Annotated in this window: 10 protein-coding genes and 1 pseudogene; 5 read left to right on the top strand and 6 right to left on the bottom strand. The window is 40.9% G+C overall.

The window, feature by feature from the left end; all coding sequences use genetic code 11:
* The first annotated feature begins 390 nt into the window (after positions 1-390).
* Complete coding sequence (locus PP182_RS16305) at positions 391-1,203, top strand: sialate O-acetylesterase (RefSeq protein WP_036379427.1); 813 nt, start codon at positions 391-393, stop codon at positions 1,201-1,203.
* 120 nt (positions 1,204-1,323) lie between these two features.
* On the opposite strand, the gene PP182_RS16300 is transcribed toward PP182_RS16305, so the two are convergent.
* Complete coding sequence (locus tag PP182_RS16300) at positions 1,324-1,917, bottom strand: RNA polymerase sigma factor (protein ID WP_036379429.1); 594 nt, start codon at positions 1,915-1,917, stop codon at positions 1,324-1,326.
* Positions 1,918-2,042: 125 nt separating this feature from the next.
* On the opposite strand from PP182_RS16300, the gene PP182_RS16295 reads away from it, so the two are divergent.
* The 3 genes from PP182_RS16295 to PP182_RS16285 all read left to right on the top strand — a co-directional run bounded on the left by PP182_RS16295 (position 2,043) and on the right by PP182_RS16285 (position 8,177).
* A complete protein-coding gene (locus PP182_RS16295; RefSeq protein WP_036379431.1) occupies positions 2,043-3,194 on the top strand; it encodes a FecR family protein in 1,152 nt (383 codons plus the stop codon).
* Between the two features lie 122 nt (positions 3,195-3,316).
* The gene (locus tag PP182_RS16290; protein ID WP_051947145.1) at positions 3,317-6,739 is read left to right on the top strand and encodes a SusC/RagA family TonB-linked outer membrane protein; all 3,423 of its coding nucleotides are present in this window, start codon (positions 3,317-3,319) and stop codon (positions 6,737-6,739) included.
* Positions 6,740-6,755: 16 nt separating this feature from the next.
* Entirely contained in the window at positions 6,756-8,177 is a 1,422-nt protein-coding gene (locus tag PP182_RS16285; protein WP_036386028.1) for a RagB/SusD family nutrient uptake outer membrane protein, read from the top strand.
* Positions 8,178-8,477: 300 nt separating this feature from the next.
* On the opposite strand, the pseudogene PP182_RS16280 reads toward PP182_RS16285, so the two are convergent.
* A pseudogene (locus PP182_RS16280) lies at positions 8,478-8,618 on the bottom strand (ATP-binding protein); the annotation flags it as partial.
* A gap of 286 nt (positions 8,619-8,904) precedes the next feature.
* Here PP182_RS16280 and PP182_RS16275 point away from each other — a divergent pair.
* On the top strand, positions 8,905-9,210 hold the full coding sequence (locus PP182_RS16275; protein ID WP_394297317.1) for a transposase: 306 nt from the start codon (positions 8,905-8,907) through the stop codon (positions 9,208-9,210).
* 52 nt (positions 9,211-9,262) lie between these two features.
* Here the strand turns inward: PP182_RS16275 and PP182_RS16270 are convergent, their stop codons facing one another.
* From PP182_RS16270 to PP182_RS16255, 4 genes are all read right to left on the bottom strand, one after another.
* Entirely contained in the window at positions 9,263-10,108 is an 846-nt protein-coding gene (locus PP182_RS16270; protein WP_394297318.1) for a glycoside hydrolase family 3 N-terminal domain-containing protein, read from the bottom strand.
* 283 nt (positions 10,109-10,391) lie between these two features.
* Positions 10,392-11,501, bottom strand: coding sequence for a formylglycine-generating enzyme family protein (locus tag PP182_RS16265; RefSeq protein ID WP_036379437.1), 1,110 nt, complete (start codon positions 11,499-11,501; stop codon positions 10,392-10,394).
* Positions 11,502-11,555: 54 nt separating this feature from the next.
* Positions 11,556-13,199: a sulfatase family protein gene (locus PP182_RS16260; protein WP_036379439.1), complete on the bottom strand. Its 1,644-nt coding sequence runs from the start codon at positions 13,197-13,199 to the stop codon at positions 11,556-11,558.
* 6 nt (positions 13,200-13,205) lie between these two features.
* Positions 13,206-14,945, bottom strand: a complete 1,740-nt coding sequence (locus PP182_RS16255; protein ID WP_272652315.1) for a sulfatase family protein — start codon at positions 14,943-14,945, stop codon at positions 13,206-13,208.
* Positions 14,946-15,043 lie beyond the last annotated feature (98 nt).

Here is a 15,043-nt window from a genome sequence, read left to right as displayed (position 1 = left end):
CATTGGACTATAAAACAATAGAGGAATTTGAAAACGAAATGTATAACCAAAAATCAGAGGCATCAGAGGCATGACTCTTAACTGGTTGTCCATTTTTTTGTTGCAAGTCCAAGTTCAAATCTGCTTAAGACATACAGGGAGTAATAGAGATTAACAAAATAAAGTAGCATCCTCTTTGAAAACTCTTTCATATATTTCTTTTGGTAACTTCTTCAGAATCAATAAAAAGACGGGCTTCTATCTTAGGAAGGTTGTAGCTTTTCTGATTCTTTATTTGATTACGGTGCATGAAGAAATATTTACTTCATCTTAAATGAAAGATTCTGCTATATTTGTCAGAAATCAAAACAATACATTTATTATGATTACATGTAATAAACAAACTATGCTATGATGGCATTAAGACTATTTATTATTTTGACATTGTTACCAGTTTTGTATGGCTATTCTCAAGATTTAAAGGTTAAGTACGCTGAGAATTTATCCAAAGATGAACAATACTGTGTTATATTGATGGGTGGCCAATCAAATATGGTTGGGAGAGGAAAACAAATTGATTTGGATGAAATGATGTTTTCCAATATTTCTTTTTTCGATTTTGGTCTAAGTCCCGGCTTGATAAACCCAAAAGATAATTTTGGACCAGAAATTGGAATTTCTATGCAATTGAGCAAAAACAATCCGAACAAAAAATTTATTTTGATCAAATATGCAATTGGCGGAGCTTCATTATTGGACTGGGCACCCAACTACAGTAAAGATAAGGCTGAAATAACGGGGAATCCTCAATTCGGTAGCATGTACAATAGGTTGATAAAACTCACAGATAGTCTCACTGAGGGGCTCAATGCAAAAGTCAAAGCTCTAATTTGGATGCAGGGAGAACGTGATGCTCGAATTCCTGAGGCTGGTAAAGATTATTATGGCAACTTTGAAAAATTAATCAATTCGGTTAGAATAGATTATGAAAACCAAGAGATGCCTATAATTTTTGGGAAGATTAATCCACCCAAAGCTTGGTTCCCAGCATTAGACAATGTCGTTGATGCACAAATTCGCATTAGTGAAGAAATACCAAATACTTACTTCATTGATACGGATAGTCTCGAAAAACTGAACGATGACATTCATTATTCTTCAAACGGACAAATTAATTTAGGCATTAAATTTGGAGAAAAAATATCAGAGTTATTGAAAAATTAGAATATGCAAACAAGTCATAAATTTTGTTGTCACTCAATTGATATTCATTGTACTTTTCTGTTATTCTGTTCAAACTTTGAAAGTGTTTCTTTCTTTGAACCTAATCAACTTAGGGTATTTTTAGTTCAACGGCAATTTTAAACGTTTTCCCAATATGAGAACAAGAATCCCAGAATATTTTTCTCCAAGGTTTTTTCGAAGTATACCAAATGCTTTGGTAATCTGTGCTTCCACAGTTTTTACCGATATATTGAGATGGTTCGATATTTCTAAATTTGTCAGACCTTCTCTTCGGCTCAAATTAAAAACCTCTTGACATTTCGGGGGTAATTTCTCAATTTCTCTGATTACTAATACGATTAATTTTTCCAGCCTACTATAGTCCTCCGTTCTGGCAGCCTTTTCAAGGTTTTCGTAATATTTCTGTTCCAACAACAAGTTGGACTGCCGTTTTTTGTATTGGTTTATAAATTCATTGTGGATAGATCGGAATAGATAATTCTGCAGAGAGGTCGTAACATTCAATTTCCGTCTTTTCTCCCATGTACGCAAGAATACATTTTGTAATATATCCTCGGCCATTGCATGGTCGTTGGCCAACGTAAGTGAATATCCGAATAGCCTTCTACTATATCTATCTACTAAACAGATGTAGGCATCCTCGGTTCCTGCCTTCAAGCCTTCGATTAGCAGTCTCTCATCTGAATACTTCATAAAAAATCAAAGAATTTATTTCCTTTAATAAAGGATGTGAAATATTACAAATATGAAAAAAATATTGATATTAAGTTAGGGTTTTATCAAATGGATTTGTCTTCATTACATAAATGTGAATTGTTGTGGTAAGTTCCAAGATTGAAAATCATATTGTTAAATACCTCCTCAACGAGTCAACATCAGGAGAATTGGATCAACTGTCTCAATGGATTATGGAGCCTAAAAATCAAAAAAAATTTCAAAAATATATACAATCCCATTATAAAATTACTATTTCCTTGAACAAACCTGATGTCGAAAAAATAAAGAAGAACCTTTTAAGTGAGATTAAAAAGGATAAAACAAGATTAATGAAACAAACGGCCAGGAAACTTATGGCATATGCATCCGTGGGCATACTGTTATTAGGTCTTGGATATAATATTCTAAAAGATCATCTAGATAGGAGTGGACATCAGGAACCCCTAAATATAGGACAATCAGTGATCATTGAAACTAGTAACGGGGATGTTCAACCATTATCGGAGGAAGGAAGTAAAATAATCCGTAGTAAAGATGGTAAGGTACTTGGTAAGCAAAATGGTGCACAGCTGGTCTATTTACATACGCATAATTTAAAATCATTATCCTACAATACTATCCGTGTTCCCTACGGCAAGCGGTTTAATGTGGTTCTTTCAGACGGTACCCGTGTTTATTTGAATTCAGGCACTTCTTTAAAATATCCTGTCGAATTTTTAAAGGGGCAAGATAGACAGGTGTTCCTATCTGGGGAGGCCTACTTTGATGTCGCCGAAGATTCCGCCCGCCCCTTTAAAGTTCATGCCGATGAAATTGAGCTGGTTGTATTGGGTACTATGTTCAATATATCTTATTATCCAGAGAATCCCGAAATCCAAACAGTTCTTGTAGAAGGGTCAGTTGAAATCAAGAACCGTAAAATGATAGACTATCAGTCAATTAAGCTCAAACCAGGGAAAATGGGTAAATGGAACAAGAAAACCCAAAAAATGTCTATCGAAAGTGTAGATACCTATATTCATACGGCATGGATGCAGGATAAATTGATCTTCAGGTTTGCCACTTTCAAGAGTATTAGACATGCTTTGGAGAGAAAGTATAACGTAACCATTAAAAATCTGAACGGTGATTTAGACCAACAGCGTTTTGATGCCTCTTTTGATATAGAATCTATTGATGAAGTGTTGCAATCATTCAGTAGGAGCTATGATATGGATTACAAAATTGTAAACAACGAAATAATTATTGAATAATCCAAAAAAAAGACGTTATGCAAAACAATAAATAGCCTCTTCAAATAAAAAACCGAAAAATGTGCCAGCATTTTCCGGTTCGGTAAAAAGATTTATAAAAATTAAATAACTAACTCGAAATTATGAAAAAATTCATAGAACCAAACAATTTGCGTAAGCATATTTCGCTATCAAAGTTGAAAATGAAACTAACCATACTTTTCTTAATTCTTACCCTATTCCAAATCAATGCGAATTCTTATTCACAGAACAAAAAGATTTCCTTGAATATGCAAAATGTCACTATTGCCGATGTGATTCAGGAAATAGAGGCTATATCTGATTTTAAGTTCTTATTGAACCGACGAGATGTGGACCTTGATCGCAAGGTTTCAATTGAGGCAATAAAAGAACCCTTGCCATCGGTTTTAACAAAATTGTTTGAAGGTGAAGGGTTGGGTTTTAAAGTGTTTAAGAAACAAATAATCCTACATGGGGTAGCAAATAAGTTGGAATCAACACCCAAAATGCCATTACCTATGAAGACAAGTATTCTTCTGTTCCAGGAATTGGTTTCTGGATCGGTCAAAGATGGTAATGGACAACCATTGCCGGGTGCTAGCATTGTAGAAAAGGGTACCGCGAATGGAACGCAATCTGACTTTGATGGTAATTTTTCGTTGGAGGTCACCAATGAAAATGCCACCTTGGTGATTTCTTATATAGGGTTTGCAAAAAAAGAAATCGAGGTAAATGGAAGAACCAGTTTCGATATCATATTAGAGGAGAGTGCCGCAGGCCTTGATGAAGTGGTTGTTGTCGGCTATGGTACCCAACGTAAGAGTGATTTTACCGGTGCCTTGAGTTCTTTGAAGAGTGATGACCTTAATCCCGGTACCAATGTGTCCGTTGATCAGTTGCTGGTGGGCAGAGCAGCAGGAGTACAGATAAGCCAGACAAGTGCGGAACCTGGAGGAGGAATTTCCATTAGGGTGCGAGGTGCAAGTTCTATATCAGCTGGCAATGAGCCATTGTACGTCATCGATGGTTTTCCAATCGACAATTCACAAGGGCTTTCTGGATCTGACCCCAATACGGGTATGGGCACCAACGTAAACCCTAGGAACCCCTTAAATACCTTGAACCCCCAAGATGTAGAATCTATTGAAATTCTAAAAGACGCATCAGCAACAGCAATCTATGGGTCTAGGGGCGCCAATGGAGTTGTCTTGATTACAACCAAAAAGGGGTCAGCACAAAGACTGACCGTAAATTATGATGAATCGGTAGGGTTTCAGCAAGTTCACAATAGAATAAATCTTCTCTCTGCATCAGAATATATTGATGTTATCAACGGTATTGCTGTAGACAATGGCAATGAGCCTGTGTTCACCCAAGTAGACATCCAACAAATAGGTGCCGGTACTGATTGGCAGGACCAAATTTTCAGAACAGCCATTATACAAAATAGAAATTTATCAATTTCAGGAGGAAGTGAAAATTCCAAGTTTTTTGTCTCTTTAAACCAATACAATCAAGATGGGGTGGTCAAAAATACCGGTATTAAAAAATATATCGGCCGAGTAAATTACGAGAGCACACTTGGCAACAAGGTCAGAATGGGCCTCAATCTTAATACAAGCCATATCAAGGACAAAAATAGTGTTGATGGCGTTGGATTCAATTACAGTTCGGGGCCCATTTTTTCAGCACTTTCATATGACCCCACTGAACAGGTATTTGATGAGAATGGCAATTTCAGCGAATCTTCCCAATTGACCGTGAACAACCCTTTGAGCTTAGTTGAGGGTGTGTTGAGCGAAAACCTCACAAACCGCACACTCGGGAATATATACTTTCAGTATGAAATCAGTAATTTATTGAATGCCAAACTAAGTTTTGGGTCAGATAGGTCGAACTCCCGAAGAGATGTTTATAACTCTACTTTGACCGTGAACGGAAGGGCACAGGGCGGGGTTGCCAATGTCTCGACATTAGAACGCAACAGCAACCTCGTTGAATTTACCATGAATTATAATAAGAAGTTTGGTTCTGAAAGTAATTTGAGCGTTTTGGCCGGTGCTACCTATCAAGATTTCAGTGTGAGGGAATTTTCGGGAACCATTGGAGGTTTTCCTGATGATATAATAGAAACCAACAATCTATCATTGGGGGACACTGGAAATGACAACCTAAGAAGCCTGAAAGAAGAAAATGTGCTAACCTCGTACCTAGCAAGATTTAACTATAATCTTATGGATCGCTATCTCTTTACGGCAACGGTTCGAACTGACGGTTCTTCTCGTTTTGGAGAGAATAACAAATTCGGTTATTTTCCTTCGGCAGCTTTTGGTTGGAAACTTTCAAATGAAGTCTTTGTACCTGATTTTTTTGAGGAACTGAAACTTAGGGCGAGTTGGGGTCAGACGGGCAATCAAGAAATAGGCAACTACAGTTCCTTACTTACTTTCAGCAGTAGTACAAACGCCGTTTTTGATAATCAACCTATTACCACCACAAGACCTTCAAGGATTTCAAATCCCGATTTGAAGTGGGAGACTACAGAACAGCTCAATATTGGTTTGGATATGTCTATACTAAAAGGAAGGCTACGTACCTCGGTAGACTTTTTTGTCAAAAACACAAGAGATTTACTCTTTGACTTGCCTTTACCTTCGGCATCCGGCTTTAATTCTATCTTATCGAATGTCGGAAAAATACAGAACAAAGGTTTCGAGGCATTGATCAACAGCATAAATGTATCTTCACCCGACTTTATGTGGACTACCGCAGTAAATTTTTCTATGATCAAAAATGAAGTATCCGATTTGGGCAGAATAGATGAGATTCCCACGGGAAACATAGCTGATATTGGAAACAATGCCATAATCAGGAGAGGTGAGCCGTTGGCATCCTATTTCGGCTATGAGGTAACGGGCATTTTTCAAGAAGGCGATGACATTGCCAATTCGCCGCAACCTACAGCACAACCTGGATTTCCAATCTTTAGAGATGCTGATCAAGATGGCACAATCGACCCCGATGACCAAATCATTTTAGGGGATCCATTTCCTGATTTTACATATGGGATAAACAACAGTTTCAGTTATAAGGGCTTGACCCTGGATATTTTCATACAAGGTCAAGAGGGGGTTGAGCTCTTAAATGTCAATGCCATTCAAAGCCTCTATCCTGGTACGTTTAGGTTGAACAGATATGCACATCAATACTTGGATAGATGGACTCCCCAAAACACAAACACTATATGGCCTTCGGGTACCAATCCTTCATCATACGGTGGAGGAAGGGTCAATTCACTGGTTGTCGAAGACGCGTCCTATATAAGGTTAAAAAGCATAAACATCAGCTATCAAGTACCTGTTGACAACATAAAGTTCTTGTCTTCTTTAAAGCTCTATTTGACAGGACAAAACTTGTTGACCATAACAGATTATTCAGGTTTCGATCCAGAGGCCAATTCCTTTGGAAGAAATAACACCAAGGTTGACTATAGCAGCTACCCCTTGGCAAGCAGCTGGATTTTGGGTGTAAACATTGGATTATAAAATTAAATTTACTAATATGAAATCACTATATAAATACTATGGAATTGCGGTGCTGGCCCTATCGGCATCGTGCACTGATATCTTGGAGGAAGAAACATTCTCCGAACTGGAACCCGAAACATTTTTGGCCACTGAGAAAGGAATTAGGTCGTTGCTTGGTTCCGCATACAGTTCAATACAAGTGCAACCCGGCATACCCCAGCAAGGTATTTATGCATTATCGGGACTTTCTTCGGGAGAAGTGTCAAGCTTAAACGGGAGCATTGAAATATTTTATAGGCAGCTTTCCGATTTCACATGGGACAGCAATAATAGACATATTTTAGGGCAGTGGGACCTATATTATGCAGCTATCAGAGATGCAAACGTGGTGTTGAGCAATATTGACAATGGCCCATTTAGTGAAGATTTCAAAACTCTGATTACCGCCGAGGCTCGCTTTATTAGAGGGTATAGCTATTCTAAGCTATATAACCTTTTTGGCCCAGTGCCCTTGTATAAGGATTTATTTAACGAAGACCTTTTACTACCCAGAAGTACAGAGGCCGAAATAGAATCGTTCATCGAACAAGAATTGATTTTTGCGTCAACAAACCTTCCAATTAGAGCAATTGAAGAAGGTAGGGCGACCAAAGGAGCTGCGCTTGGCACCTTATGCAAACATTATTTGAATACCAAAGAATGGCAGAAAAGTGCGGAAAAGGCAAACGAAATCATCTCTTTGGGGGTTTATGAACTTTTGCCCGATTACGAAGAAGTTTTCAGTTTGGACAATGAAATCAATGATGAAATGGTATGGGCACTGCCTCACGTAGCTCCTGATGCTGGCAACCAAATAAATGCGCTCACTTACCCAAGTGATTTTCCTAGACCGGGAGACCTTAGGCTGTATCCGGTCATCATATTTTTTGAAGATGAATTTGTATTATCGTTCGAGGATAATGATGCTAGGAAAAACTTGATTGTTACTGAATACACCAATACGGCCGGGGATGAGATTCAGCTTTTTGGCAACGACCGTTCTTTTCCTGCTAAATATCCCATGGATCCCAATGGATCGGGAGATGGGCAAGGAAACGACATCCCTGATATTCGTTACTCAGATATTTTGTTATCGAGAGCTGAGGCTTTGAACGAACTCAACGGACCTGTTCAAGAATCAATCGATTTGATAAATCAGGTTCGCAGCAGAGCCGGAGCAAGTGAAATCTCACTTGCTGATTTTTCAAAACAAAGTTTGAAGAGTTTCATATTGGATGAAAGAAAAAGAGAATTTTTCTGGGAAGGCAAAGGAAGGGAAGACCAGCTTAGACAAGATGTATTCATATCTAAAGCTGTTGAAAGAGGTAAGCTTGCCCAAACGTTTCATGTATTGTTCCCAATTCCTCAGATCAATTTAGATGCAAATCCAAAATTGGTGCAAAACGAGGGTTATTGATTTTTGTAGAACATTTTTATTTCGAGCACAGTGGAAAAGGAAAATTCGTTGCATTTAGAGAAGAATTAACAATCTTTAAGGACGGAATGATTGAAATGGTTTCCAAAAAATAGATGCTGAGCTACAAGCTTAAATTGTGTGATTCGCACACATAGCTTCAATAAATCCCCCCACGGATTTAGAACAAAGGAAGGGTTTGAAATGGGTCTGGATAAGCCCGCGTAAACTGACCCACCTTCGCCGGATGAAACCGACCAGGGCAAATGGACTGCCCAGATTTGATCTATCCGTGGGTTAAACTTAGTTTTTATTTTTCAATTTTCTTCTCATTGATTCTCCTTTTATATCTATTCTGTAGGCTGTATGCACCAAACGATCGAGGATGGCATCGGCTAGTGTTCTCTCCCCGATGATGTCGTGCCATTTTGATACGGGCAATTGTGGACTATAATTCTGTGTTTTTATCTCAGAATAACCGTACATGGTACCATTCACATTTTTTAGTAAAATAGGCTCTACCCATCATAAAATAAAGGGTTTGATAGAACTTGTAATCAGAAAACCTTTATAGGAAAAATACTTTCAAAACAATCCTTTCTACTTATTTTATCATATAACTTCTTAATGAGAAGTGATTTAAACTTTTTTTGGATCGAAAGATAGGGCTACGGACATTTGTGTCGCCAAACATAAATACCATAGCCCATGTACAAAAGATACCATAGAAATGGAGATAGTTCCGCACATACCTTTACCGAAAAGGGGTTTTGCCCCAACGGCTCCCTTGTACGAGATTGTCAATGCGATACTCTACAAGTTGAAGACGGGCGTGCAATGGGAGTACCTGCCCACGAGCTCGCTGTTCTCCCAAAAGGTCCTGAGTTGGCAATCGGTCTACCACCATTATCGCAAATGGTGCCGTTCAGGGACATTTCTGGATTGTTGGATCGGTATTTTAAAACGGTACAGGGACATGTTCGACCTCTCCAGTGTCGATCTTGACGGCAGCCACACTGCCATCAGGGGAGGCTAGGCCGTGGAATACCAAGGCCGCAAAAAGGGCAGGACCACCAATGCCCTCTTCCTTACCGATAGGCAGGGACTGCCCTTGGCCATCTCGGAACCGGTATCCGGTAACCACAATGACCTTTTTGACATCGAGGTACTGCGTAGGCTCCATAACCAAAATGGGCGTCATGCCCTCCTTCTTCGGGACCACCCCCAGGCCAGTGTTTCACCATCGCATTCACGCTTTGGTAGCCCCAACCGCCATCACCGGAAGATTGAAATCCATCCACATAGGCCCTGGCCATATCGGTGGCCAATTTAGGGTCCTCACCCATGGTACCATCAAAACGGGACCAACGGGGTTCCGTGGCCAAATCAATTTGGGAGGAGAGTGCCGTGGCAATGCACAAGGCACGATATTCCTTGGAAGCAATCTCCCCAAATTGCTTCATCAATCCAGGATCAAAACTGGCCGCAATGCCCAAGCTACTGGGCCACATGGAAATCTGTCCGCCCGATCCTGCATTGAATTCCGCATAGGAATCGCTGCCATGCCTTGGATACGAACTCGTGTTCACCGGAATGCCCATGCCGATACCTTCCACAAAGGCTTGCGCATTGTTGTTCCATTGCGCAGCAACTCCGGGAGATTCCACGCTGGTAATCAATACATGCCGTAAGTTGTCATACTTTAAAAAAACTTGTTGGGCATCGGAAAGGTCACTTGCCTTTGCCCCACTTTCCGCAAAAGGCTTTACATTGTAGGTCGCCGGACCAAAAAAACGGTTCCCACCTCCTGGAATGGATTGGTGGGCACTGTACAACATCAATCCGGCAATTCGCTCAATGCTCATCTTGGAAGCCAAGTCCTGGGCTCGTTCCTCAACGGGCAATCGCCAATCCTCATAGGAATCCAGTCCCATTTTGATTTAGATCCTTGAAGGCCAATTGATCTACTTCAAGGATGAGAACCCCGGATTTAGAGCAATACCCTAAACTTTTCCCAACTTGTTGGTGTACAAGATTGAATTCTCCTTTATTCTCTTCGGTAAATTTTGGACCACTGCAGCCCGTCAAGAGTATAACTGAAACAGCAATGCTAAAATAGAATGGGCGCTTTTAGGATTTCATATTGGTGTATTTTGTGTTCAAAGACTGTTTTTTGGCTTTCCGTTTTTAGGATTTTTGGGAGGAATCATATAGATGCTATTTGTTTCTGGGCATTTTTACCGGCATTACTGTCCTAAACCCTAAATGCTCCATTCCCGAATCAGGACTGGTGGCCATACGGGCACTTATCCGGTAGCTGGCACAATAGGAGGCACTGCATAGGAAAGACCCGCCCTTGATCACTTTTTCCTTGGCATATGGGTTCGAGGGATTATAGGCCTCAAAAGCCCCTTTAGGGTTTTGGGTAACCTCGTTTTTGTCCGCAAGTTCCTTATAATAATTCGTGTTGTACCAGTCGCTAGTCCATTCCCAGACATTTCCGGCCATATCGTAAAGGCCAAAGTCGTTCTTGGGATAGCTCATCACGGGGGCCCTACGCTCAAATCCATCCTCTTTGGTATTGTTCAACGGAAATTCCCCTTCCCACGAATTGGCATGGGAACTCAACTGCGAGACATCGCTTCCCCAAAAGAACAGCTCGTCCTTTTTGCCTGCCCGTGCGGCATATTCCCACTCGGCCTCGGTGGGTAATCTCCTTCCCGCCCACTTACAATAGGCCAGGGCATCCTCAAGGGCAATGTGCACCACAGGCTCATTTTCCTTGTCCTTAATAGTGCTTTCCGGCCCGTTGGGATGTTTCCAATTGGCACCTATCTTCCATTCCCACCATTGCGAATAATCATATAGGTTAGTCACACTGGATTTGGTTTTTTTGAACACAAGGGACCCTGGCTGCAAAATGGAGTCATGGGGTTTGGGAGTGCCCTCTGGCAATTGTTTCTTCATTTCCTCCCAATCAATTTCCCGTTCTGCGACAGTTACGTAACCGGTCTCATCCACAAATTTGACGAACTGTTCATTGGTGACCTCATGGATGTCCATAAAAAAACCGTCAACGTGCACCTGGTGCGCCGGCTTTTCATGCATCATGGCCATTTTGTCCTTAGCGACGGCACCCTCCATAAATTCTCCACCTGGTATCCAAACCATACCTTCTGGTGCTTCGGTCGGTGAATCTGTTAATTTTGGAGGCCCCTCTATTTCTGTTATGCCAATGGATTCATTTGCTCCATCTGTTTTGGTCCTGCACCCTATCAGGAAGACAAACAGGATAATAAAAAGTGCCGATTTATGCTTTAATACCATTGTTCTTGGTTCTATGAAGATGTTTTGACCTGGACTATATGGTTAATTTCGTGTTTATAAATATTCTTGGTACAACCTTTTTCTTTTTTCGGGGGAAAGTTTCCAATATTCAACCAATGGGTTGGCTTTGACCTTTTCATAATATTCCTCAATGAATTGCCGGTTTTGGGCATCGTTGTCCCCGTATTTCACCCTTAATTGTTCAAGTTCCTTGTGAAGCTCTTTTTGGATGCTTGCATAGGATAGATCTCCATATACATTGTTCAGTTCATTAGGATCCTTTTGGAAGTCGTATAATTCCCATTTATCCAAATCATAGTAGAAATGGATCAACATGTATCTATCGGTGGTAATTCCGTAATGCCTTCTTACATCGTGCTCGGAAGGATGTTCGTAGTAGTGGTAGTAATGGGCTTTTCTCCAATCCTTAGGTGTGTTTCCCTCTAAAATGGGCAGCATGCTTTTCCCTTGCATGTCCGCTGAAATTTCGGTTTGTGCGATATCCAAAAAGGTTTCGGCAAAATCCAGATTGGAAACCAGGTCCTTATTGGTCGTTCCTGGGCTGACCTTACCGGGCAACTTTACCAGTAATGGAGTTTGCAAAGATTCCTTATACATCCATCTTTTATCAAACCAGCCGTGTTCCCCCAAATAGAATCCTTGGTCGGAGGTATAAATAACAATAGTGTTCTCATCGAGCCCAGCTTCCTTTAAATAATCCAATACTTGGCCAACCCCTTTGTCCACGCCGGCAATACAGGCCAAATAATCCCGCATGTAACGTTGATACTTAAAACGGGTCAGATTGTCTCCCTTAAGATTAGCTTTCTTGACCTTTTCGTTGATAGGCCCATAGATAGAATCCCATTTTTTCTGTTGTTCCTCTGTAAAACCAGCTTGGGGTTGGTCCGTTATTTTAATATCCTGTGCCATTTTCATGGCTTCGGAAATGGACATATAGTTCATGGCGGCTACCTCCCTGTTTCCTGAGTAATCATCGAACAAAGTCTTTGGTTCTGGAATCTCTACATTTTCATACATGCCCAACTCATTTGGTCCCGGCTGCCATGGTCTGTGTGAGGATTTGTGTCCCAAAAACAGCATAAAGGGCTGGTCATCGGATTTGATGGCGTCAATCCATTTGATGGCTTTCTCCGTAATGATTTCCGTAGTGTATCCTTCCAATTGATATTGTCCCTCATTATTGATGAAAAGGGGATTGTAATAGGATCCCTGACCTGGTAGAATGTCGATATAATCGAATCCTTTGGTCGGTTTATCGCCCAGATGTAGTTTACCGAGCACCCCGGTTTTGTATCCCGCCTGTTGGAGCAATTCACCAAAGGTTTGTTGGTCAAAGTCGAATTTGGTACCGAACCTATTGTCGATAAATCCATTTTTATGACTGTACTTGCCCGTGAGTATGGTAGCCCTTGATGGCCCACAAATAGAATTGGCAACCAGACAATTCTCAAAGAGCATGCCTTCCTTGGCAATCCGATCAATATTGGGAGTTGGTGCTACTTGGGCCAATCTACCGCCATAGGCACTGATGGCCTGATAGGCATGGTCATCACTGATAATGAAGACAATATTGGGCCTTTTTTGGTTTTCATCTTTTTGTTGGGCCTGTATTTTGGTAATGCTGAACGACCACAACATTACGAATACCAGTATGATTTGAAAAGGATTCTTCATGTTATTTTATTTAAACTTATAGATGATTTCTGTTGGCTTATATCCTATACGATGCGCATTGACTTGAATGGTCTGCCCTTTTTTGAGTGATATGTTACCACCGGTGTAAACATTCCACGGCTTGGGCACGGTCACTGTTTTTTTGTTGTTATGTGGCATTAGGTAGAAAAAGTCCCAAGTTTTTATGTCCCGTACCAAGGTGGAATCCGCTACATTGTCCTTGAATATTCGATAACCTATGGAGGCACCATCGGTGGCACATGAAAGTGTTACACCTTCCTTGCTTTTTTTTATGACTGGTTTTTCGGTCATAGGGGCATCATCCTTACCTTTCCACCACATGTTCCTGACCATTTCTTTTTCTGGAATTTTACCGGTGTCCCCAACAACTTCCAGCCAGTTAAAAAGTACTTCTTTCAACTCGTTTTTCTTGTCTTGGTATGCGGGGTCGTCTGCTAGATTGTGTACTTCGTCCGGATCTTTGGTGGTATAATAGAATTCTTCTTGCGGTTTTGGCGTATTGAACCAGTCCGAAAGGTATGGATTGGTAATCTTGCCTGCATCCCTCATATCAATGATTTCCTGCATGCTGACCATTTGTCTTCTGTAGGCCAAATCCTGGTATTTGGGCAATTCGGGATGAAAATTATAAACGTACCTAAAGGTCCCATCGGTCACAGAGCGAACTCTATCATATTTATCCGCCATTCTATCCCTGCCGGCAAATACATATTGGTTCTTTTCACTTCCCGATTTTGGGCCCAAAAATGGCTTGCCCTGCAAGTAGTCTGGAATATCAGCCCTGGCAATGGATAACATACTGGGGGCGAAATCAACGGAACTGATCAAGTCATTGTTCACGGTACCGGCCATTTCAGATCCTGGATGTTTCACAACAAATGGGATATGGGTGCCTCTCTCCAAGATTTCACGTTTCATCCAGGGCAAATTGCCTCCATGATCACTATAAAAGATCACATAACTATCATCATAGACCCCATCTTTTTTTAGTTGTTGGATCAATTCTCCCACATCACTGTCCATTTGCTCAATCCGAGTATACAAGGCAGCCTTGTCGTGCCTCATTTGTTCCGTATTCTGGTAATAAAGGGGCAGCACCATTTTAGATGGATCGTAGTAGAGGGAATCTGGAGGAGAAATGATTTGGGACTCATGCGAAATGGCAAAGTTAAAGACACTGAAGAAAGGTGGCCCAGCCTTCCTGTTTTGGTAGGAGGCACCAATACTGCTTTCGTCCCAAACGGTCACGGGCTCCTCAAATTGATAATCTTCTTTTGCGTTGTTCGATGTGTAATACCCAACTTTTCTCAGATACTCGGGAAAAGCCTTGACTTTTGGTGGTAACACGGCCGAATAGCTGGGGACCCCTTCGGGCATCAATTTTGAGTTGTTATGAGTAGTTCTCATATGGGAAGTCCCGATGGAGATCTGGTTCATTCCCGTAATGATAGAGGACCTACTTGGGGCACAGACCCCAGCAGTCGTATATACCCGCGTATACCTAACGCCATCCCTTGCCAGTGCGTCAATATTGGGAGTCCGCACAGTGGCATCCCCATAAACCCCGATATAGGGGGAAATATCTTCACAAACGATCCAAACAATATTAGATTTGGTCTGGGAAAATGTGTGCGCGGTGAAAATAAATATAAGAAGAATCGTAAATCGTTTGGTAATCGTTCTTAAAAATAATGTTACAGTATGCGAAAAAGAATCAAAAATCATGTTGTACAAGATTGGCTTCACTAATTAGAGCGATCCATTTTCCTTTTATAGACAAGATTTTGATTTTTTTTTCTAGTGTGCTACTTCAGCTAAAATGG

The sequence above is a fragment of the Maribacter sp. PR1 genome (assembly GCF_028464145.1).
In the GTDB taxonomy this organism is placed as follows: Bacteria; Bacteroidota; Bacteroidia; order Flavobacteriales; family Flavobacteriaceae; genus Maribacter.
This window is presented reverse-complemented; position numbering and strand designations above follow the sequence as displayed.

What these genes read in the sequence shown, in the direction of transcription:
- PP182_RS16305 (WP_036379427.1), top strand. Translation starts at nt 391, where the DNA reads ATGATGGCATTAAGACTATTTATTATTTTGACATTGTTACCAGTTTTG.
- PP182_RS16300 (WP_036379429.1), bottom strand. Translation starts at nt 1,917, where the DNA reads ATGAAGTATTCAGATGAGAGACTGCTAATCGAAGGCTTGAAGGCAGGA.
- PP182_RS16290 (WP_051947145.1), top strand. Translation starts at nt 3,317, where the DNA reads ATGAAAAAATTCATAGAACCAAACAATTTGCGTAAGCATATTTCGCTA.
- PP182_RS16285 (WP_036386028.1), top strand. Translation starts at nt 6,756, where the DNA reads ATGAAATCACTATATAAATACTATGGAATTGCGGTGCTGGCCCTATCG.
- PP182_RS16275 (WP_394297317.1), top strand. Translation starts at nt 8,905, where the DNA reads ATGGAGATAGTTCCGCACATACCTTTACCGAAAAGGGGTTTTGCCCCA.
- PP182_RS16270 (WP_394297318.1), bottom strand. Translation starts at nt 10,108, where the DNA reads ATGGGACTGGATTCCTATGAGGATTGGCGATTGCCCGTTGAGGAACGA.
- PP182_RS16265 (WP_036379437.1), bottom strand. Translation starts at nt 11,501, where the DNA reads ATGGTATTAAAGCATAAATCGGCACTTTTTATTATCCTGTTTGTCTTC.
- PP182_RS16260 (WP_036379439.1), bottom strand. Translation starts at nt 13,199, where the DNA reads ATGAAGAATCCTTTTCAAATCATACTGGTATTCGTAATGTTGTGGTCG.
- PP182_RS16255 (WP_272652315.1), bottom strand. Translation starts at nt 14,945, where the DNA reads ATGATTTTTGATTCTTTTTCGCATACTGTAACATTATTTTTAAGAACG.